Origin of the sequence: Roseomonas chloroacetimidivorans (assembly GCF_049629625.1) — a bacterium.
In the GTDB taxonomy this organism is placed as follows: Bacteria; Pseudomonadota; Alphaproteobacteria; order Acetobacterales; family Acetobacteraceae; genus Roseomonas; species Roseomonas chloroacetimidivorans.
In genome coordinates this window covers 24024-43227 of the sequence record NZ_JBNBZS010000049.1, presented here as the reverse complement: position 1 = coordinate 43227, position 19204 = coordinate 24024, and the positions used below count along the sequence as shown (strand labels likewise).

Annotated in this window: 16 protein-coding genes and 2 pseudogenes; 5 read left to right on the top strand and 13 right to left on the bottom strand. The window is 64.8% G+C overall.

The window, feature by feature from the left end:
• Nucleotides 1–135 precede the first annotated feature (135 nt).
• Both ACO1BU_RS25790 and ACO1BU_RS25785 read left to right on the top strand, forming a co-directional pair.
• Nucleotides 136–300, top strand: a pseudogene (locus ACO1BU_RS25790) (IS481 family transposase); the annotation flags it as partial.
• Nucleotides 300–770: pseudogene (locus tag ACO1BU_RS25785) on the top strand (transposase); the annotation flags it as partial. The pseudogenes ACO1BU_RS25790 and ACO1BU_RS25785, both read left to right, overlap by 1 nt.
• Nucleotides 771–1054: 284 nt before the next feature.
• Here the strand turns inward: ACO1BU_RS25785 and ACO1BU_RS25780 are convergent.
• From ACO1BU_RS25780 to ACO1BU_RS25750, 7 genes are all read right to left on the bottom strand, one after another.
• Nucleotides 1055–1291, bottom strand: a complete 237-nt coding sequence (locus ACO1BU_RS25780; protein ID WP_424138839.1) for a hypothetical protein — start codon at nucleotides 1289–1291, stop codon at nucleotides 1055–1057.
• A 335-nt stretch (nucleotides 1292–1626) separates the two neighbouring features.
• Entirely contained in the window at nucleotides 1627–2133 is a 507-nt protein-coding gene (locus ACO1BU_RS25775) for a hypothetical protein (protein WP_424138838.1), read from the bottom strand.
• Nucleotides 2134–2636: 503 nt separating this feature from the next.
• The gene (locus ACO1BU_RS25770; protein ID WP_424138841.1) at nucleotides 2637–2852 is read right to left on the bottom strand and encodes a helix-turn-helix domain-containing protein; all 216 of its coding nucleotides are present in this window, start codon (nucleotides 2850–2852) and stop codon (nucleotides 2637–2639) included.
• 325 nt (nucleotides 2853–3177) lie between these two features.
• Nucleotides 3178–4368 (bottom strand): toprim domain-containing protein, encoded by a 1191-nt coding sequence (locus ACO1BU_RS25765; RefSeq protein ID WP_424138837.1) that lies wholly within the window; start codon nucleotides 4366–4368, stop codon nucleotides 3178–3180.
• Nucleotides 4365–4895 (bottom strand): hypothetical protein, encoded by a 531-nt coding sequence (locus ACO1BU_RS25760; RefSeq protein WP_424138836.1) that lies wholly within the window; start codon nucleotides 4893–4895, stop codon nucleotides 4365–4367. The genes ACO1BU_RS25765 and ACO1BU_RS25760 overlap by 4 nt, the downstream gene beginning before the upstream one ends.
• On the bottom strand, nucleotides 4895–9322 hold the full coding sequence (gene mobF / locus ACO1BU_RS25755; RefSeq protein ID WP_424138835.1) for a MobF family relaxase: 4428 nt from the start codon (nucleotides 9320–9322) through the stop codon (nucleotides 4895–4897). Before mobF ends, ACO1BU_RS25760 begins: the two co-directional genes overlap by 1 nt.
• 2 nt (nucleotides 9323–9324) lie before the next feature.
• Nucleotides 9325–9726 (bottom strand): hypothetical protein, encoded by a 402-nt coding sequence (locus ACO1BU_RS25750; RefSeq protein ID WP_424138834.1) that lies wholly within the window; start codon nucleotides 9724–9726, stop codon nucleotides 9325–9327.
• Nucleotides 9727–10662: 936 nt separating this feature from the next.
• Between ACO1BU_RS25750 and ACO1BU_RS25745 the strand changes: the two genes are divergently transcribed.
• The 3 genes from ACO1BU_RS25745 to ACO1BU_RS25735 all read left to right on the top strand — a co-directional run bounded on the left by ACO1BU_RS25745 (nucleotide 10663) and on the right by ACO1BU_RS25735 (nucleotide 12957).
• Entirely contained in the window at nucleotides 10663–11367 is a 705-nt protein-coding gene (locus tag ACO1BU_RS25745) for a hypothetical protein (RefSeq protein ID WP_424138833.1), read from the top strand.
• A complete protein-coding gene (locus tag ACO1BU_RS25740) occupies nucleotides 11364–12353 on the top strand; it encodes a hypothetical protein (protein ID WP_424138832.1) in 990 nt (329 codons plus the stop codon). Before ACO1BU_RS25745 ends, ACO1BU_RS25740 begins: the two co-directional genes overlap by 4 nt.
• Before the next feature lie 112 nt (nucleotides 12354–12465).
• A complete protein-coding gene (locus tag ACO1BU_RS25735) occupies nucleotides 12466–12957 on the top strand; it encodes a hypothetical protein (RefSeq protein ID WP_424138831.1) in 492 nt (163 codons plus the stop codon).
• A 68-nt stretch (nucleotides 12958–13025) separates the two neighbouring features.
• On the opposite strand, the gene ACO1BU_RS25730 is transcribed toward ACO1BU_RS25735, so the two are convergent.
• From ACO1BU_RS25730 to ACO1BU_RS25705, 6 genes are read right to left on the bottom strand one after another with little or no spacing between them, the layout of a single operon-like run.
• Nucleotides 13026–13226: a hypothetical protein gene (locus ACO1BU_RS25730; protein WP_424138830.1), complete on the bottom strand. Its 201-nt coding sequence runs from the start codon at nucleotides 13224–13226 to the stop codon at nucleotides 13026–13028.
• Nucleotides 13227–13267: 41 nt separating this feature from the next.
• Nucleotides 13268–15115, bottom strand: a complete 1848-nt coding sequence (locus tag ACO1BU_RS25725) for a type IV secretory system conjugative DNA transfer family protein (RefSeq protein WP_424138829.1) — start codon at nucleotides 15113–15115, stop codon at nucleotides 13268–13270.
• Entirely contained in the window at nucleotides 15112–16155 is a 1044-nt protein-coding gene (gene virB11, locus ACO1BU_RS25720; RefSeq protein ID WP_424138828.1) for a P-type DNA transfer ATPase VirB11, read from the bottom strand. The genes ACO1BU_RS25725 and virB11 overlap by 4 nt, the downstream gene beginning before the upstream one ends.
• Entirely contained in the window at nucleotides 16152–17321 is a 1170-nt protein-coding gene (locus ACO1BU_RS25715; protein ID WP_424138827.1) for a TrbI/VirB10 family protein, read from the bottom strand. The genes virB11 and ACO1BU_RS25715 overlap by 4 nt, the downstream gene beginning before the upstream one ends.
• Entirely contained in the window at nucleotides 17305–18378 is a 1074-nt protein-coding gene (locus ACO1BU_RS25710) for a TrbG/VirB9 family P-type conjugative transfer protein (protein WP_424138826.1), read from the bottom strand. The genes ACO1BU_RS25715 and ACO1BU_RS25710 overlap by 17 nt, the downstream gene beginning before the upstream one ends.
• Complete coding sequence (locus ACO1BU_RS25705) at nucleotides 18375–19139, bottom strand: VirB8/TrbF family protein (RefSeq protein ID WP_424138825.1); 765 nt, start codon at nucleotides 19137–19139, stop codon at nucleotides 18375–18377. Before ACO1BU_RS25705 ends, ACO1BU_RS25710 begins: the two co-directional genes overlap by 4 nt.
• Nucleotides 19140–19204: the final 65 nt, after the last annotated feature.

Here is a 19204-nt window from a genome sequence, read left to right as displayed (position 1 = left end):
AGCGCCTCTGCTTCGAAAACAACGCCTGCACGGCGAACGGTGATGCGCGCCTACCCCTTGAAGGGACGGACATCAGAGGTGTGTAGTCCCGGGGAGTAGTGGTGCATCTTTGATCCGCGAGGGGAAGGATGCCCTATGACAGGCGGTCTTCACGGTTCAGCCCGAACGACGCCGCGTGTTCGAGCCGAGCTCCAAGCGTCGAAAGAGAGCGGCCGCACCCTGGCCATCCGCTACGGGCTGAACCCCAAGACGGTGGCCAAGTGGCGCGCCCGCAGTGGCACGGCCGACGCCCCGATGGGGAGTGCATGCTGGTGCTGATCGGGGCGACACCCGAAGGCAAGAAAGAACTCCTGGGCTTCCAGGTCGGCCTGCGCGAGATCTGGCAGGCGCCGGACCGCGCGACAGCGGAGGCCGCGATCACCACCTTCGCCGGGAAGTACGGAGCCAGGTACGAGAGAGCCGTCACCTGCCTGGTGAAGGACCAGGACGCGCTACTCAGTTTCTACAACTTCCCCGCCGAGCACTGGGACCACCTCCGCACCTCGAACCCGATCGAGAGCGTGTTCGCCACGGTGCGCCACCGGACCGTCCGAACCAGGGGCGCCCTGTCCCAGGACACCTCCCGGCTCACGGTCTTCAAGCTCGCCATGGCCGCGGCCAAGACCTGGCTCAGGTTGAAGGGCGAGAGCCAGTTGCCCAAGCTCATCCAGGGCGTCACATTCCACAACGGCGCCGAGGTCACCAACACGCCAGCACAAAACGCCGCCTGATCACCGCGTCACCCAAATTCCCGCATAGCTCGACCAAAGACGCCAACACCGCATCGTCCATCTGTCGGCCCCCTTGGGCGAAGTGATAAACGATCACGGCCGATTCAGTTCACTTTTTGTTCTTCACGGAGTGGAGAACCCGGTCCGAGGCATCCCCGCTTCAACGCGGAACTGAACAGTGACGCCTCGACGACCCTCACCTGCTCAAAAGGCTATGAGACTAAGGGGGGGAGGGCTGAACTGCAGCTGGCAGAGCAGCGAGCGACAGCACCAGCTCCTGCTGTTCAAGCCGGCGGCAGAGTGATGCCCGGCCGCCATTCTGGCCCTTCAAGCAAGGCCGCCACCTCGCCCCGGCACCGCAACACCGCCTCTCGCTGCTCCGGCGTCAGCCAGTCGCGGTCGAGCAGTCGATCTAGGGTCCGCAGATGGTGGGGCACGTCCGCCCGCCTTGGATCGCGGGCGTAACTTGAAATGGCCTTGCGCATTTCGGCCAAGATCTGGGCAACGAGTTCGGAAATCATGGGAGTGGCTCCTAGGTGAAGGGGCCATTCCACTGTCACGACCGGCCGGCCCCAAGGAGACATCGCCGCCCAGGGGAGACGCGCTCCCGCCGGGCGGCTTGGCTCGGTTCTCCCTTGCCGCGGGAACTAGGCTGCTTTGGACCGATGTTGTTGAAGAACTTTCGAGCCTCACTCCGTCCGCAACAACGTTACATTCGTAGCAGACATAGAGCATAACTTGCTCGCCGGCAGATCTGAATGCGCAATAATGTTACGCAACAGGGCCGCTGCCGCGTGCGGCGCCGAGTTGTTCAACACAATCGACCGAGACCGGTCATCTACCAAGGCGGCTAGTATCAGGGCGTCGGCTTTTTCGACATGAACAGGCGGCGACGGATATCCGCCCGCTTGTCAGCCTTGCTCTTTGCGATCGCTGCCAAGCGGTTTGCTCGAGCCTCGAGGACGCCCTGCCAGTGGTGCAGGCGCAGGAGATGCGCGGGAGGCCGCTGCTGGAATGGCAGGTGGTTGTTGACCTCAAGGATGGCGACCCAATCCTCAAACTGCATGAGGAAGACCAGGACGTCCGTACTCGGATTGAGGAGGTGAAGGTGCATCACCCCGTACTCCTCGAGCGCCTGGTCCGTCGACGGCCCTTGAACGGACCGGTAGAACCGGCGAGGGATCGGCGTACCGTTCTTCAAAAGCTGGATGAGGAACAAAAGGTCGGCTTGGTAGGCCTCGAGGCCGGGCTTCAGGAGGCCGATGCGGTCTACGTAGGTGGGGACAAGGATCACGTCCCGTGGACGGCCCGAACGCACTTCCGGCTCCCGGAGAGCTTCCTCCGGGACGTCCGCCTCCACCATGGCAGGCTACTACCGGCTGAAGAGGAGCCGGGCGAGCTCTAGGTCCGAGAGGTCGTTCAGCCGAGTTCCCTCGCGTCGGCGAGCATGGCCGATGGAGGCCACGAGATGCCGATCTTCGGCCTCTCTTGCCGTCTCGTTCGTGTCGCCCTGGACATAGACGACCCTCTTCCTCCGGGCTCCGCGATAGGGAGCTGGGACGGTAGCCCGAGGAGTGGAATGATTGTGAACCGTGCCGAGCATGTGAGTAATATCGCAATAAAGCCGGTTAAGTTCAACGAGGCTTATAGGGGCCGCCCTTCCCTGAGACTGACTGCTCCTCTTGCGCCTTCCTTCAACGCAGAACTCCACAGTCCTCCGCTCCTTCCAGAGCTTCAGCGCCAGGTTCCAGTTCCACGCGGGTGGAACCCGACCTCGATGGTGGTGTGTGGCCAGGGTTTTATATACAATCGTGTATAAGACCCTTCAGAGCACGGCCGCGCGATCTGCCACCGCAGATAAAGCCCTTAGCCGTCCAACAGTTCTCGAAGAGGGACCTCAAGCGCGGCCGCAATCTTTCTAATTGTGGAAAGTGTCGGAACGCGATCGGCGGTTTCGATCTCGGAAAGCTGGCCCTGCTGCACCTTGGCCAGCCTAGCTAAAGCCTGCTGGGTTAGGCCTGCGCGTTCGCGATGGGCGCGGACGCGGGATCCCAACAGTCTTGCGACTTCATCATTGCCCATCCGGCCGGTGGCCCCCTTCTGGGTGAATGGCACAGGTGCCAGGATGGGGTGATGGTAAATCATAGTGGGTTGAGGCTCACAAGCGACGCTGCGAATGCCTAGCCGGTCAGCACGAAGCCGTAATATAGCAGCACCAGCCGCCAAGGATGGCCCTCGGACAGAGGCTGTAGACGTGGATCAAGCTTCACTAGGTCCGCCGTATGCTTGTTCAAAAGGATCAAGTAGCCGACCACCGGCATGAAAAGGCTGGCGCGGACAATGGGCGAGTGACCGACAGACCGACGTTTGTGCCAGCGAAGATCCTTTAGCCACAACCAGAACGCCTTCACCCCGAAACTCCCTCCTGCGCCTTTCTCCACCTCAGCACTTCTCGGTCCTCCGCTTTCTTGGTGAGCTTCAATGCCAAATTCCAATCCCAGGCAGGCGGGAACATGGCGTCGATGCGCGACGGGTCGACACCACGCTCAATAAGCGCCTCAGTCGCCCGCTTCGTGAAGCTGCGACCGGCCTCATCGTCGTTGTAGGCGACGACAACGCTTGCGCCGGAGGCGAGCGCCCAAGCCGCTATGCGGTCGAGTTGCTCGGGCTTTGGCCCGCCAGCTGTGGAGAGATAGCAAGCGTCGTCGCCAACTTCGGCACCGCGGTTGCTGGTTTTTATCTCCAGGCACGACAAGGCCTCGATCCCACTCTCCACGACCACCAGTCGGCGGGCGGCCACTGGATCTCCGAAGATACCGAGGCCAACCAGGCAGCCAGCGGCATTGCCACGGCTCCCAGTACGGTTGAACCGGGTGACCCCGCCTCGGTATTCGTAGGTGGTGAAGCGGCCCTCTGCATTGAGGTGCAGGATCATGACTTCATCCCGGGCGGCGTCGTACCGAAGGACGGCCTCCCGTCCACGATCCTGTCCGAACCGCCTTACGATAGCCGGATCGATATGGCGGTGTGTGACCAGGTATCCGGTCCCGGGATCTGGCTCCCCCTGGGCGAAGCGCCTGCGGGCTTCCCGAAGAGCCTCCTCCGGCGTCCGGTCTCGCGCGGCGCCAGGCTGTAGGCCAGGCTGTTCTGCGCGCGGTTTGTCCTTGTCCTCGGCGCGGCGGCGTGCCTCCTCCACCTCGGCGGCCAGCCGTCGCTCAGTGGGCAGATGCCGGGCACGACGGAGTGCAGCATCGTCGATGTCGTGGATCCCGAGATAGGTCTCCTCGAGGTGCCGGACCGCATCGGCGAAGCTGTAGTTCCGATGCTGCCGGAGAAGATCGATCGCTCCGGAGGCAACGACCTTGTCAGCGTCCAGCTGACAAATGCGGCCGTTCGGGGCGATGATCTTGGCCTCCGAGCGTGAGGCGTCGGCCCGAGGCAGATAGGCCCGCCAGCCACCTATCGCGACCCCCATGGCCTTCGCCTCAGGATAGTCGGCACTGTAGCCCAGGTCTTCGAGGAGGTTGCGAGCCAGTCCGGCGTTGAGATTGATCCGGTCAACGCGGTCGCGGCCGATGCGGGAGAACCTTCTGGTCACCGCTCCCGCTCCTCGTCCGCGACGGGCGGCCAATCCCAGTCTTGCTGGGCGGCGGGATCGAGGGGGTCGGCGGGAGCGTCGGCCATGGATAGGCCGATAATCTCTTCCTCTTCGGGGTCGACGTAAGCGACATTGACCCCGTCCCCGCAGAAGAAGCCCGCGGGCGTGATCGGGAAGGCAAAGCGTGAGGCGACCGGGGCCTCATTCGGGTGGCCGATGGAGTGGCGCGGTGCCCAGGCGCAACAGAATCCCTCTGCTCCTCCTTCGCGGCTACGCCAGAAACGGCACTGCGAACAGCTCTGGGGTAGCCTGTCCGGAAGCGGCAGGACCAGGTGCTCAGAGCAGCCAAAGAATCCGGGCGTGATGGGCGGCCGAGGCTTTACGCCGGCGTCATCGGTCTGAACCCGGCGGCGACACTGGCCCAGAGCGTCAGCCGCCGCGGCGCCCGGCGTGCCGGCGAGGAGGGTACTTTCCGGGGTGCGCCAGTAGGCACATTCGGCACATTTCCCGAGGGTCCGAGCGCTCATCACATCCCCATTGAGGGCCCGGCCCTCCGCTGAATCGGCTTGGTCGCTTTGGTGACGGCCTCCGTGGCCGCCTTCACCGCCTGCTCTTCGGTCGCCCGCGCAGCCGCCAGGCGCGTGGCAGCCTCACGAGCCTCGGCTAGGCGCACAGCATCGTCACGGGCAGAGACGGACTGCAGGATGGTCGAATCCGACCGGGCCTGCACCGAAGCCGCGTCCCCTCCCCTACCCTGCCGCGTCATTCTCGACGTGGCGGCCATGGCGCTCTTCAGAGCACCCTGCCACCTCGCCGGCTCGGACGGCGCGGCGGCCCGCATGGAAGCACGAGGGGAGAGGCGTCCGTCCGTGATGGCCTCCTGGATCGTGCCAATCGCCCCGTCGATCTGAGCCGCGGCCGACCCGTCCGGAGCCAGCGTTCCTGCCGGAATGCCGAGGCCCAAGCGGCGGGCCCGGAGCAGGACCAGAACCTCGGCCACGGTGGAGGGGCGGCCGTCAAAAATGGCGCGGTCAGTGGCGGGATCTGGGCGTGGCGAAAAGTTCGTCCTCGTGCCGGAAGACTTCCGGAGGGCGACCAACCAGCCAGCAGGCGAGGCAGCAGGATCTAAGGCCTGGATCGGAGCTGCCGGCCTCAAGGTGCCGGCGGCCAGATCCCGTTCAACGCGGTCCTTGGCCCCCGACAAGGCTCTGAGCCGTTCCACGCCGGCTCTCAGGTCATCGTGCCGGATCGCTTGGGGCCGCTCCAGAGCCGCGCCCAGCTCGCGGAGGACCTGGGTGGGGGCTTTACCGGTCCAGCGGGCCATTCCAGCGAGGATGCGGTTCTGCTCTGCCTGGCGCTCGCGCTCGAGAGCGTCAGCGTAAGCCCGCACGGAGACCGTCGCGGCATCGCCCGGGCCGGTGCCCAGACGTGGGTAAGCCAGGGCAGAGAGAGCCCGGTCACTCAGGCGGTCTGCAAGCTGCCTGGGAAGGGGCGGCAGGCGGCCAGCGAGGGTCGCCTTGGTGGAGGCTGGGGTCGGCAGGGTCCGCGCCTCGGGAGCGTGCCGGCCGAGCATTGATGTGTGGAGCCAAGCGTCGCGCCAGGGCCGCGGCTCCGGGGCTGCAGGCTGCCGTCGTGCCTGATCGACAACAGCCAGAACCCCTCCCCTCCCCTGTCCGGCCTCGATCTCACGCCGACGGGCATCGAGCTGGTCTGCAGCCTGGCGGACCGACCACTCCTGGCGCCATTGAACTAAGGCTTTCACCCGATCAGCGACTGCGGCCACCTCACGGCCCAGGCGGCGCGGAGCTTCTCGGAAAGCCTGGGTGAGGCGGCTAACACCGCCCGGTCCCCGCAGCGCGGACAGGACATCCTCAAAACGCCGGAGAGAACGGCGGTCTGCCGTCGCTGCCTGCCCCTGGCTGCGGGTCACCGCACGGCGATATGCCCGCCCAGCACGGTCGTCCGGAGATACCCGAGGTTCACGACGCGCCCTCGGTGCAGGGGCCGAAATGGCGGCCGCTGCAATGGCCCGTACCTCTTCCGGCTTTGCCTTTGCCGCGGCGCGGACGGTCGCCGCCGCATTTTCCTCCGCCGCTTGCATGCGCGCAGCAATCGCGGACGGGACTTGTCGTTCAGCGAGGATGTCGCCGGTCCTCAACCACGCGTCGACATCGCGTACGAAGTCCATGACGTTGTACTTGTCCGCGGTTTTGCGCGCTTCCTGGCGGATGTGGTCGACAACGGCCTCGTTCGTCGGCCGCTCACCACGTTCCACGAGTTCTTGGGCGATGCCCGCGCGATCCCAGTAAATCTTCGCATCATCCCGCTGCCTCGTCAGGCTCACGTAGACGCTTCGCATGTCGAGCCCGATACCGCCGTAGACGAACCCTTGATCGACCGTCTTGCCCTGTGAGGCGTACATCGACACCGCATAAGCGTGCTGCAGGAAGGGGAGGCGCGGCAGGCTCGCGGGATCGTCCGGCCCTGGAGGAGGCACTAGGCTAGACAGCGGCGCCGTGACTTCGACGCCGGTCTTCTGGACCTTCCAGGTCAGGAGAACATCGCCGTCATTCGAGCCAGGCATGGGCTTGAAGCCGACAACCTGGATCCGATCGCCGTTGTTGAGGTTGTGCTCCGGGACTCTGCGCCAGAGGATAAGCTCATCGCCGGGGCGCAGTGGGAGATCCCGCACCTCACCGTTTCGTCCGTCGCGATGCAGGGTCCGAATGACAATCTCGTCAGTGCCCAGCTTACCTTTTTCGGTGAGCACCTGACGCAGACGGGTGTTCAGGTCGTGTACGTCGGCATGTCGCTGCGCGATGACGATGCGCGTGGCAGGATCACCCCCCTCCCCCGTGGCCCGATTCAGATCCTCAGTCCAATCGTTAACCAAGGTAGACATGGCGTCCGCGCGGTCCTCACCGAACCTCCACCGGCCTTCCGCGGCGTAGGCCATCAGCCCAGCATCAGTGTCGCCCGCAGCCATTTTCCGGCTTGCGGCATTCTGCCAAGGCACGCGCTGTCGGCGGATCTCAGAAAGCCTGCTGGTGCCCAGGATAGTGCTTAGAGCTGCAAACGGAGCACCCGCACCGATCGGAGCAAACTGCCGCTCATCGCCAATAAGGAGGACCTGGGCTCCCGCCTTCCGGGCGGCTTGGACCACGGTCGCGACATGGCCGAGTTCCGCCATGCCCGCCTCATCGATCAGGATGTAGTCGCGGGCCGTGAGAGTTCTCTGTCCACTGCGGATACTGCTCGCAAGTTTTTGGAGCGACATGTGGTCGTCAGTGTGGGTCTCTGTCGACAGGGTCTCTGCAGCCGTATTCGTCGGAGCGACGCCTGTCGTTCGAAGCCACTGCGCCTTGGCGGCTCGGACGACTGCCTCCATCGATGTGGTTTTGCCGGTACCAGACAGGCCCTCGATGACGGCGATCTGGTCTCCACGAGAGGCCCACCGAACAGCCTTCCGCTGCTCCTCGGCAAAAGAAAAGTTCCTCTTTCCGGCCGCACGCTCACGAGCCTCAATCTCAGTAATCGCGCGCTCGGCCGCGCCCGGCTTGAGCTTGCCCTGCCCGCGCCCTTCCTGCGCTGCCAGGAGCATGGCCCTCTCGGTCTCAATGGCATTGTCCGTCGAGAGAACCGGCTCGCCTTTCGGGGAAGCACCGATAGCTTTTACCATGCCCGTCTGGAGGGCTCGCTGCACCTCGCCCTCGACGTCAGGGATCGACATGCCGCGAACAGCGGCCGCCTCGGCGATAGCCGTCCTGAACTGTCGAAAAGTGGCCACACTCGTCCGCTCGAAAAGACCCTCGATAGCCACCTCGGCGGGAGCGCCCTCAGGCACGGGTGCCAGTGGAGCCGCGGCCAGCATGGCGCCAATGACCCCCTCCGGCGTCAGCGAAAGGCGTTTGAGTTCGTCGCGATCTTTCTGCTCAAGCCCGGCAGCGTCGGGCAGACTTCCCTTGAGGCGACGGGTCTTGATAGCACTGGACTGCGTCGCTTCGCGTCGCGCTTGCGCCCGACCTTTCCCGAGAGTGGGCACCTCCTCTGAGGCTTCCTCGACCCTCGTTCCTCGAGCAGCGGCAGCAGCCGCATCCTCGGCCGCCAAGTGCCGGCGTCCGAGATCTCCGGCTACGCCGCCAAGCCCCGCCAGCACCTCAGCCCGCCTCTTAGACCACACAGCAAGCAGTTCTTCCGGGGCACCAGCTAGTTCCCACTGGCCCCGACCAGTCTCGACGACGGCAAAACCCAGTTCCTGGAGCCGTTTGGCCATACCGGCTCCGGCAAGAGCCTGTAGATAGAATTTATGACTAATTAGGTTCTCTAGTTCGAGGGTCCCGATCGTTCCGTCCTGGCGTATGCCGCCGTTAAAATAGATAATATGGTCGTGCTCCTGGGGATCGCCCGCACGGCTGACAGCATGGGGCACGACAGCGACCATAATATCAGCAGGAACTTCGCTCGACTGGCCTGCTTTCCCGCGACGGGTTTGTACTAGACCGGTATCAACAGTGTGCTTCACCAAATCCCGGATAACATCGTGCTTTGCGTTCCGAAGCGCCTTCACTAACCCGTCTTCACCAGCCAATTGAGCGGCACGAACGAGCGCGGAAAAGCCCTTTGTGTGAGAAAGCGTCACGTCGGTCCCAGCTTTTCTGCCAGGGTCCGAGATATTGGTCGCAATTTCGTCGGTTTCGATTTCGCGACCTCGGCGGTCAACAGCGGTAAACCGGCGCGGGGCGTGGCCAGAAAATGCCTCTGTGATTTCACCTGCCTTGATTTCAGATCCATCCTCGGCCATTCGGCCAATCAAGGAAATCCAGCGGGCCGGAGCTGCGTAATATTCCCCCAAATTAACACGGGCCGCATCCTTGGCAGCGTCCGCCACCTCGGCCTCATAATAGTTCGAATTCGCTTCGCTGACGGAGAGATTCGTAAAGCCGATGGCCGCCATAATTAGCGACCCCTGGAAGGTGGTGGAGGAGCCTTGGTCGCCGCCGCGACCTGCTCAAGGGCCTCAGCTGCCCCTCGGCGACGCCCAAGTTCGGCAGTGATCTCGTCGAGAGTGTCCAGTACCTCAGTATGCCCCTCGGCCGCCGCAGCTACCTGAGGGATGAGCTTCCGGACCTCGGCGACGAGGACCTGCACGTCCTCCCTGAGGCCAGCATCGGGGTCAGGGGGCACAAGGCCTGGCAGGTCCGCACCGACAACCCGAAGGGGAGCAGCCAGGTAGGCACGGACAGCCCTGGCGACGAGTTCGGAGAACTCGCGCCCTTCCTCGGTAGCCCTTGCCCGGGCCTCTCGGATGAGGTCGGCACCCAAATTGACAGTGGTCCGATCCTCTGGCCGCACAGGCATCGTAATCCCCCCTCTAAGCCCCTCGAAGCGTCTCTCTAAGGGAGTATAGCGCGGCAGCCGTTTAGAAGCACCTAAGAGGCACCAAGGGTGCGACCGCTTGTATATAATCCTATACCCTCCATAAACTGTCCATATGTGTCCACAACCTTCGTAATGGCCCCTAAAGGGTTGTGAACTGTCGAAAAGGCATGCTAGGCCGTTCGCATGCGGGATCGGACATGACATCGAGGCCATCCAAGCCCCCCAAGGGGGCCGGCTTCATCAGCAGATGGCTGGTGGAGGGAAAGCCCACTGCCCTAGTCAAAGGCGGGCGCGGGCGCTTCGGCGCCCCCCTACGCTTTCTTGAGCAGGCAGCCGACGAGATCCGCCAGGCGAGAGAGGAGCGAGGGCTCACCTGGGACGACATCGCCCAGGCCGCAGCATCGGCAGGCCTCACCAGAGTGGATGGATCGCCCTACCCCGGCGGAACGCTCTCGAAGGCGTGGGGCCGCGTCAAAAAGCGGAGCGAGCGGAGCGGCAAGGCGGACGCCCCGAGCCCCCACCAGCCACGGCAGCTCCAACAACCGAATGCCTCGAGGGAACCTCAGGAGCTCCCGCGGCCGGCCCCACAGGAGCCGGTTCCAACGCCGGAGCCTGCACCTCGGTCACTCGCCACTCCTTCAGGCTTGCCACCCGGATTCGAGGATCTCCTCAATCCGAGAGTGACAGACCCGAAGAAGCCCAATCCACCGAAGCTAAAGCTGTAATCAGGGGGAATTAAAGATGAGCAAACAACCGCGGAGTGGGGTAGATACGGAGACGCTGGATGCCCCAGTTGAAGCAGCGCCTAAAGGGTCCTTCGTAACCCCGCGCCCCGAGGGCGGGCGTCTAGCTGTAGCTGCCGGCCGCGGTGACCGCGGCAAGACCACTATCATGCGGTGGAATGCTGAACGGGCCATGGTTCATGGCCGTTCGCTTTATATCGGCGACGCAGATCCGATGAACCGCACCCTTACCGATATTTTCAGCGATCTAACCCCGGGGGTACTTGAGCCGGGCGATGCGTCAGACGCCGCTCGTGGCGCATTCATCCGGCGCATGGCTGACCTCGCGCGGGAATCGAAGGGTTATGTGGCGCTAGACGTCGGCGGCAATGACCGGGAGCTAGAAAAGCAAGGAAGGGGTGCAGCCCCTACCAAAATGAAACGGCTTTCCGGGTGGGGCCTCGCAGACGAGCAGTTCGATTCCTTCGACGTTAAGCTGGTGACCTTCTACCTGCTGGGCGGCCAGCTTAACGATCTCACTGGTTTGAACCTTCTCCTGGATTCAGCCGTCGGCCGCCAGGATCTCGTTCTCGTTCTCAACCGAGGTAAAGCTGCAGCCCTCCCGCCCGGTGAGGACCCCTTCGCCGACAACCGGAGCCATGAGGTCTACCAGCGAGCACTGAGGGCCGGCGCAGTGGAGTTCCACATGCCGGCGTTGCCGGGAGCCGCCGCGAAATGGCTTGACGACAACCGGATGCGATTCGTCGACGCAGTTAAAGGGCGAGCGCCCGAAGGAAGGAATCCTCTAGGGGCCTTTGAGCGCGAGGCGATCGCCATCTGGCTCGCCGATATGGAGGAGGAGGTGGAGCGCAGCGGCATCGGACACCTGCTCGCATGACCGACAGCACGCCACCCCGCTCCGATCTGGACACCACTGGCGCCGCCGCTTGGGGTGGCGTGCAGCGCATCTATGAGAGCTTCGAACAGCGAGCACATGCCGCCCTCGACGCATCACGCATGCGGGCCGGGGATGTCCTTCGACCGGCAGTCGAAGCGGTGGTGGCAGTACCTCGGGCCGTCTCCGCGGTTCTCAGAGCGTCACTCGACGCAGCAGTTGACCGGATTGAGGATTCGACCGAACGCGCTCAGCGAGCGATTGAGGATTGCGGCAAGCAGGCCGAGAATCTGCATCATACATGGGAGACGGCCCGAGAAGCAGCCGAAGCCCAGCGGGCCGCCGCTCTCGCCTCGATACAGGCCGATCACTCAGCCCTCAAGCGGGACCTCTCCCAAGCGGTCCTGGAAGGCCATCAGACTCTCATCACCGTCACACGCCGGACGAACTATCTCCGCGCGTTTGCCATTGCTGCCCCCGCTTGCCTGCTCCTCTTCGGCGCAGGGATCGCCGGCGGCTATTGGTGGGGAAGCAAGGGGGCGCATGCACTAGCGGCCGTGAACACGATCGATCAGTTTAGGGACGCAGTGAAAAGCGCCGAAGATGCCCTCCGCCAGGAGGCTGGCCTCCTCGTGCGAGCCAACAGAACCTCGATCGAACTCCTTGCAAACTCACGGCCCGCCATCTCAGCGCTAGCTGGCCTGGGAGCCTCGGCCGAGGCATTTACGGCCCTGTCCGCGGAGCAAAGGGCTGATGCACTGGCATTCGGGCGTATCAGTGATGACAACAGACGAAAGAACATGCTCGCAATCGCCACATTTGCAACGGGAAACGCGTGGTGGGGTGACACGACCTATTCCGGCTGTGTGGCAAACGGGCCGGTCGTAAAAACGAACGAAGGGAACGTCCCGACGTGCCTAGTTGCCCTTCCGTCAGGATGGCGGGCGTATCCTGACACGGCCCTGCGGGCTCACTACGGGCTCCGCTGATTCGAAAACTGCCCCAGGGGAGGGATAGATCCCTCCCCTGGACCCCACCCATGACTAAGGGGGGGAGGGGATCAGGGGCTACAGGAACTGAACGGCAGAAGGAAGCGGAATAGTGTTCGCGATTACGAATGCACGAGCATATCGAGAGAAGACGGAGGCCGATCTCGCCCGGTTTCTCCAACAGAGCGGTGATTCCGGCTTGGCCGTAAACGCGGTTACGTCCGCCTACCATCTCCATGAATGGCTGTGGGCGCACGAACTGAAGAAGTGCAATCCTGCCATCCTGCGAGGCACCCTGATCGGGAGCATAGACGACTTCAAAAAGTGGCTGGATGCGAACTGCCCCTACTTTAAGCTGGTGCAGGACCTGACGAACGGTTCGAAGCACGCTGCTCCGGTGTTCAAAGGCAAGACCAAAATGGTCGACGGGTACGATGAAGGCCCAATTGACGTCGGGCCGTGGGATGAGCCTTACCTGCTCATCGACTTGGGCGCGGGCGGTAACTCGCTGTATGGCGGCACCAAACAGTACTTGCTTGCCAGCGAGGTCATCCGCCAGGCGGGTGAGTTCATGATCGCCGTAGCAAAAGAGGTAGGTGCCTGACCGCGCCCTGAGGCTTATCCAGGTTGGTCGAAACCATCGGGCGGCCTCACTAGGCCGCCCGATCCGCATTAGGCCGAGAGGCTCTGTCTCTTCTTGGCTTTGTCCTCGGTGTCATCACTGCAGGCCTTTGCCGAAGCCTTGGACGCCTGCGCGCCCTCCGCTTGGCGGGCGTTGCGGCCAGCCGCTTCGACCTTGTCCCAGGCGCCCGCCTCTCGAGCCCGAATCTTGGCACGGGCCGTCTTTACTTCCTTGGGTTCAGCAATCGCCATTCGCGTATCCTTTCAAATGCTGGTCTGTGACCGACATGGTGTCAGGCCGACACCACCTCGTCCTGTGGCTCCCACCTGGCCGTGTAGGAGGTCTCCCGGAGCTGCGCCGCGATGGCTGGGCGCCGGAACCCGATCGCCGCGCCGTGCCGGATAGGACGCTCACCACGAGGGAGCGTGATCCGTTCGTCGCCGCGCATTTCCTGGAGGATCTCATGGGGCTTGGCGACTTCGCGGCTGATCTCGTGCTCATTAAGGTTTGAGCCCGCGTTGCTGGTCGGCAGATCGAGAATCCTGCCGCTGCGGCCCTTGTTCTCGCCCTTGCTGGTGGCGACGGCGCCATAGGTGCCGAGGGTCGCCGAAAGATCCTTCGCCGTGTTGAGGTTTTGGATGCCGGCGTAGGTGCGCCAGCTCACACCGTCGAACCAAGCGTCTTTGCCGGGTGGGCCCCAAACCTTCTCGATCTGGCCTTCCGATTGATAGAAGAGCTGGAGCGTAACCCTGTACTTGCGGCCCTGGTCGCGCGCCGTTTCCAGGGCATTCATCGGCCCCAGCAACACGGCCTCGTCGAGGAAAAACGCCACGCGGCCATTGACCCTGCCGTCAGCCGCAAAGACGGCATCGAGCATGGACCCGATCAGCACACGGGCGACGGCAGGCGTCTCGCGCAGCGCCTCCATAGGCACCTGGACGAACACAGAGAGGTTGCCGCGGACGAGGTCGGACATGCGGAAGGCATCGCCGCTCACCAAGTCCGCATAAACCTCGGATGCCAGCCACTCCGTGTCGTCCGTGGCGTTTCCGAAAGCGCCCGAGAAGGTGACATCTGCCAGGCCCATCATCGAGCCGGCCAGGCTGCGGGCGAGGGGGGAGGGGCTCGTCTCGTGGATACCGCGCAGCCGGTCCCGCATGCGCTCCTCGGACACAGAGAGGCCGGCGCGCAGGGTGCGGAGCGTCTTCAGGTCCGGGGGAAAGCTGTCATCCCACAGCATGTGCGCGAGCAGGGCCGTGATGATGGTCCGGCCCCACTGCTTGAAGCGGGCGTTCGATCCGTCGCCGCTGCCGGCATCGGGCATGGGGCCGATAATGCGCCCAACAACGGCACGGAGGCGCGTTTCCGCCATGTCGTCGGTAATGTCGATCGCCTCAAGGACATTCGGACCCAGGTCACCGATGCCCAGGCGGACAACGGCCTGGCCATTCTCCTTGAGCGCTGCACCAACCTGTGCTGCCAACTCGGTGCTGGGATCGAGCACCACACGCGACCGCTTCCAGGTCAGGAGCGACGTGACGAGGGTAGTGGATTTGTAGGCGCCGCCGCCGGCGATCACGATGGAATGCGTGGTACCAGACCGGCATGGGTCGATGAGGAGCGGTGCCCGGCCGCCATTGCCCCAGGTCGTGCGGTCGCGAGGATCGAACCTCAGCCGGGCGACGGGTCCGAGATCCACGCGCTCCGCCTCGCCGACCACGATACCGCCAAGGTCTGGGTCGGGCGTGGAAGGGAACAGCCGCACCGCATCCGCCATGTCCATGAAGGTCGCGGAGCCATGATTGTTGGTGCTGGCGCGACGGATACGGTCGATGCCGAAACCCCGCCGAGCCATGCCGGCGATGCCACCCCAGCGGCGCCACTGCCACCGGCCCAGGGCGAGGATCGGGGCGAAGGCCAGGAGCGCAGAGGCGAGGATAGCCACGCCCTCAGTCAATGAGCGGCCGGCATAGGGTGCATAGAGCCACCAGGCCCATGGGTACTCATACCAGTAGAGGGCTGGGTGTCCCCATAGACCGACGCCGTAGACGAACAGCAGAGAGGCCATCACCAACCATGCGGCGGCCGCGAAGACGACCACAGCCGCGAGGGTGAGGGCAGCCTTCAGGGGGGCGATCATTCGGGGGCGCTCTCGGTCATGGCGGCGTCTTCGTCGGCTGCTGGCCGAAACCACACTTCCGAAATCTCGAATCGGCCGCCGGGGCGGTGCATGTGCACCACCACATCGATCAGCCCGTGCAACGTGGCCGCAATCGTCTCCAGATCGACGGTCGCCGCGGCGGGGTGCTGCCGGACCATGAGGGCTAGAGCAGGAATGGCATCAGCGGCCGAAGGGGCGTGGCATGTGGTGATGCCTGGATGCCCAGAGCGCAGAGCGCGCATAAAGGAAAATGCTTCCGCGCCGCGCAGTTCCTGCAGAATCAGCCATTCCATGCTGAGGCGAAGCGACGCCTCAACGAGGTCGTTGGCCGTCACTGAGGCCTCGCTCTGATCGCCTTTGGAGTAGAAGAGATCCACGCGATTAGGGTGCGGCAGGGCAGCCATTTCGTCCGCGTCCTGCACCGTCACCAGGCGCGAGGTCAGGGGGATTTCCCCGGCCAGGGCCATGGCGGTGTGGGTCTTCCCGGTGCCTACCAACCCGCAGAGAAGATGCGTTCGCTGCGCCGCGATGGTCGCGCTCAAAAACTCCCGCCAGCTTCCCGTTGCCTGGGCGGCGCGATAGAGGCCGAGGAGGTGGCGATCGGCGTCTGAGAGGCCGCGCGAGGTCGGCCGAACATCGGCGAAAATGCCACCTTCACCGAGTTGGGCCAGGGTCGGCGCGACCTTCTTCGGGCGCCGGATCGCAAGCGCGACCGTGCCCGCATTAACACAGGGCGGCAGGATGGCCTGCATCCGCATACCGCCCGCCAGATCGCAGGAGAGGAGCGGCTGGCTTCTTCCCACATTTTGCCGCTTCAGCGATCCCGCCAGGATCGCGATGCCCTCCAGATCCACGAAATCGAGCGGCACGTCATGGCGCAGCATCTCTCCGCGGCGGCGGGTCCACGCCTCTCCCGGTCGCTGGATCAGAACATCCTCCACCTCCGGGTCCGCCCACAGCGCCTCCAGAGGCGAAAGGGCCAGTTGCAGAAGGGGAAGCGCCTCCTGGTGACGGCTCATCGGCCGGCCTCCCGCGTCCGGAGTTGGAAACACCCCCGCATGTCCAGGTCCTGCATCGCCATGACGAGGATTGGCCGCGCCTGGTTCCGCCGCAGCGTCGGCGGAATGTCGGTGTCGGCCGCAAAGCCCTGTCCGGCCCGGCCGCCGATGCCGCCGAATGTGTTGAAAGAGACGCTGTTTCCGTTGCGGCTAGCCAAGGCATTCGAGGCGGCAGTCGCCGCGGCTTGAGAAGCGGCATCGAGGAACGCCACGGCGGCAAGGCCCCGGAACCGTTCCCAGAAATGGGTGTCGACTTCGCCATCAAGCCCGGCCTCTCCGAGCTGGTCCGCGACGGGGGCCCGTAGCCGGACGAGACAGCCCTGTGGCGTCTCGATGCGCGTCATCACGGCAAAGGCGCGACGGTTGCCGCGCTGCATGCTTTCGCGCACCTGGCCGACAAACCAAGTGCCGGCGTCGAGCAGGGGGACCGCCCCGCTGGTTGAATAGACCGGAGCGGTGACCTTGCAGCGGAAGGGGCCGGGAATGTCGGTGTTGATCGGTTGTTCCGGCGTGCAGCTCATGGGCGTGCCCATGGTGATGAACAGGTTGCGGTCGGGCAGCATGGCGGCGACCGCCGTATCCATGTCCTCTCCTGCCGACAGACGGCCGGCCAGGGCGTCACGAGGCTGAGCGGCTACCGGCTGCGCCGTCACACCAGGCATGACGTCGGGACCACCAGCAAGCGGCACAGTGGAAGCGGCGGGTACTGGGGCGGCAGGAGCCTCGAAAGCCGCGATAGCCACGCGAGCCGGGGCCATAGCACGCGGCGTGAAGGGGCCCGAGATGCTGCCGAAGGTCGAGGGCGGAGGAGGGGGAGGAACAATTGGAGCGGCCGCCGCCACAGGGACCACAGGGGACTGAGGGGGGGGAGGGAGGGGGGCTTCGCGCGGAATTGGCGACCAGCGCTCTCCGACCTCGCCGACCCGCTCCGCGTTGAGCGACCGGCCTCCGTTTTCCACGACCTCGCGCGGCTGCATCCCCTGCGACACGAGCCAGAAGATGCCAGCGGCGGAGCCCAGCCCCAGGACGCCAACTGCGGCTTTCATCCGGCCTGACAGGGGCGTGCGCCCCGCCACGGGGGAGAGGGTTGGAGCGCCCTCGTCGCGCGGATCAGCGGCGCGCGGCATTGGACGCCTCCCGACGGACCGAGGCGCGGCGGCTGACGCGCAGCACGTCGGGGCTCACGGTGCCGGTTCCGGGATTCTGCCCGATCGGGTCATAGGCCCTGTTTACGATGCAGAGGACGTTGTCCCCGTCGCGCAGGCGGATCATCGGAAACACGCCATGCAGGACGAGGATGTTGCCGTTTGTGGTGGGGTCCGGGTTGGTGCTCTGCCCGACTACGGCCTCCGTGCCGTCCGCCAGGATCTGGTAGGGCATGGGAGGGCGACGATTGCCGGGGTAGCGTAGGAAGGTCCGTGCCCCGTCGTCCCAGATGGCCGGCTCGGTGGTGGTGGCCGCAGGCGCGAGGGCGGTGCGGTCTGCCGTGGTCCCTTGGCCGTCGTAGGCGAGGTTCTTGCGCACCGTGCCGAGGGCCGATGCCTGCACAAGCCGTGCGGCAGCCGCCCTTTCCTCCCGCTCAGCCCGTTGAGCCGCCCAGCGGGCCGCCGCTTCCTTCCGGGCCGTCTCACGGGCAGCCTCCACGACGATCCGCGCACCGACCGGGTCCGAGAAGCGCACGGCGAAGAAGGTATCGGGCACGTCTTCGGTCAGTTCGCCGGGGCGGGTGCGGAGTTCGAACGTGTGCCGGCGCAAGTCGCGGGCGCCGCTGGTCGGGTTAGTCCACCACGCCAGGACCGTGAGGGGCTGCGGTTCCAGATGGCGTAGGGGCTTGAGCATCACGAAATTGCCCGTGGCGCCGTCGACGCGCGGAACGCTGGTCATCAGGTTCGGATCGGCGGTGCTGCTGCCGTCACCACCGGCCGCCATGCGGTCTACCGCTTCCCCGCCCTGGAGGAGTTGGTTGTCCGAGGTGCCGACGAATGCCACGCGCTCCGTCGACGGCAGCTCGATCGCGAGCGTGGCGCCAGGCGCGGCGTAGATCCGGACGATCTGGCCCGGGGCGTAGGCGACACAGCGCTCACGCGGGTCCGGACCGCAGGGCGAAGGCGTCTCCGCGGCGACCGCCGGGACAGCAGACAGGGCGATCACCGCTGCTGACGCCAGAGCAAGAGCACGGGTCACTGCGAGACTCCTTCGCGCTGAGGGCCGGCGTAGTCGACGACCTGGATTTGCGGGGCATTGAAGGTCCAGCGCTGCCAGATCCGGTCCTGAGGGATCGGGACATTGCGGCGGATTCGGACGGTAGAGGCGTAGGTGCCGCGGTCGATCGGCTGCCCGCCAAGCGGCGTTTCCAGCCTCTTGAACCAGATGCGGTACGTGTCGGGATCGCCCGTGCAGCCCTCGATGGGACAGACCGGGCCCCAGTTCACATACTGGGCTTCGACAGTGGTTCCGTCCTTGTAGCGCCTGGCCGGGCTTTCCGGGTTTTCACGCCGATACCAAGCCTGGAACTGCTCGCGCAGGGCGGGGGAGGACAGGGCCGACACGACCTGCCACGCCCACCCGGCGTTCCCTTCGTTCCAGCTTTCGCGTTGCTGGACGTACGTCCAGACCACATTGACCGTGCTGTCATGCCGCACCTGGGCCGGCAGGCTGTCCCAGGTCGCATAGTTGGTCACGGTGCCGTCGGGGCGCTGGTAAACGATGATCGGCACCGGATCCGTCTGCGGCGGGCGAACCCAGATGAAGGCGCCCAGTCCGAAGATCGCGGCCCATTGGAGGCCGATCGTCACGTTCTTGCCGGTCTGCCTCCACCTCTCGATACGGCGCCGCCGGGCGTCTTCCTTCCGGCGGTCCTGCACTGCACGCTCGAGATCAGAGACCGGGATGATGATGTCAGCGGCCTGGGCGATCTCCTCGCGTGTGGCCGTGCGGGCGCTCATTTGGAGGCTCCAGTATCAGCGGCGCCGGGCATGGCGAGAGGGGCATTGAGGGAGAATATTTCTCC

Coding starts and splice junctions, on each gene's coding strand:
- ACO1BU_RS25780 (WP_424138839.1), bottom strand. CDS start 1,291: ATGATTTCCGAACTCGTTGCCCAGATCTTGGCCGAAATGCGCAAGGCC.
- virB11 (WP_424138828.1), bottom strand. CDS start 16,155: ATGAGCCGTCACCAGGAGGCGCTTCCCCTTCTGCAACTGGCCCTTTCG.
- ACO1BU_RS25730 (WP_424138830.1), bottom strand. CDS start 13,226: ATGGCGATTGCTGAACCCAAGGAAGTAAAGACGGCCCGTGCCAAGATT.
- ACO1BU_RS25745 (WP_424138833.1), top strand. CDS start 10,663: ATGGTTCATGGCCGTTCGCTTTATATCGGCGACGCAGATCCGATGAAC.
- ACO1BU_RS25760 (WP_424138836.1), bottom strand. CDS start 4,895: ATGAGCGCTCGGACCCTCGGGAAATGTGCCGAATGTGCCTACTGGCGC.
- ACO1BU_RS25705 (WP_424138825.1), bottom strand. CDS start 19,139: ATGAGCGCCCGCACGGCCACACGCGAGGAGATCGCCCAGGCCGCTGAC.
- mobF (WP_424138835.1), bottom strand. CDS start 9,322: ATGGCGGCCATCGGCTTTACGAATCTCTCCGTCAGCGAAGCGAATTCG.
- ACO1BU_RS25740 (WP_424138832.1), top strand. CDS start 11,364: ATGACCGACAGCACGCCACCCCGCTCCGATCTGGACACCACTGGCGCC.
- ACO1BU_RS25725 (WP_424138829.1), bottom strand. CDS start 15,115: ATGATCGCCCCCCTGAAGGCTGCCCTCACCCTCGCGGCTGTGGTCGTC.
- ACO1BU_RS25750 (WP_424138834.1), bottom strand. CDS start 9,726: ATGCCTGTGCGGCCAGAGGATCGGACCACTGTCAATTTGGGTGCCGAC.
- ACO1BU_RS25715 (WP_424138827.1), bottom strand. CDS start 17,321: ATGCCGCGCGCCGCTGATCCGCGCGACGAGGGCGCTCCAACCCTCTCC.
- ACO1BU_RS25770 (WP_424138841.1), bottom strand. CDS start 2,852: ATGGGCAATGATGAAGTCGCAAGACTGTTGGGATCCCGCGTCCGCGCC.
- ACO1BU_RS25775 (WP_424138838.1), bottom strand. CDS start 2,133: ATGGTGGAGGCGGACGTCCCGGAGGAAGCTCTCCGGGAGCCGGAAGTG.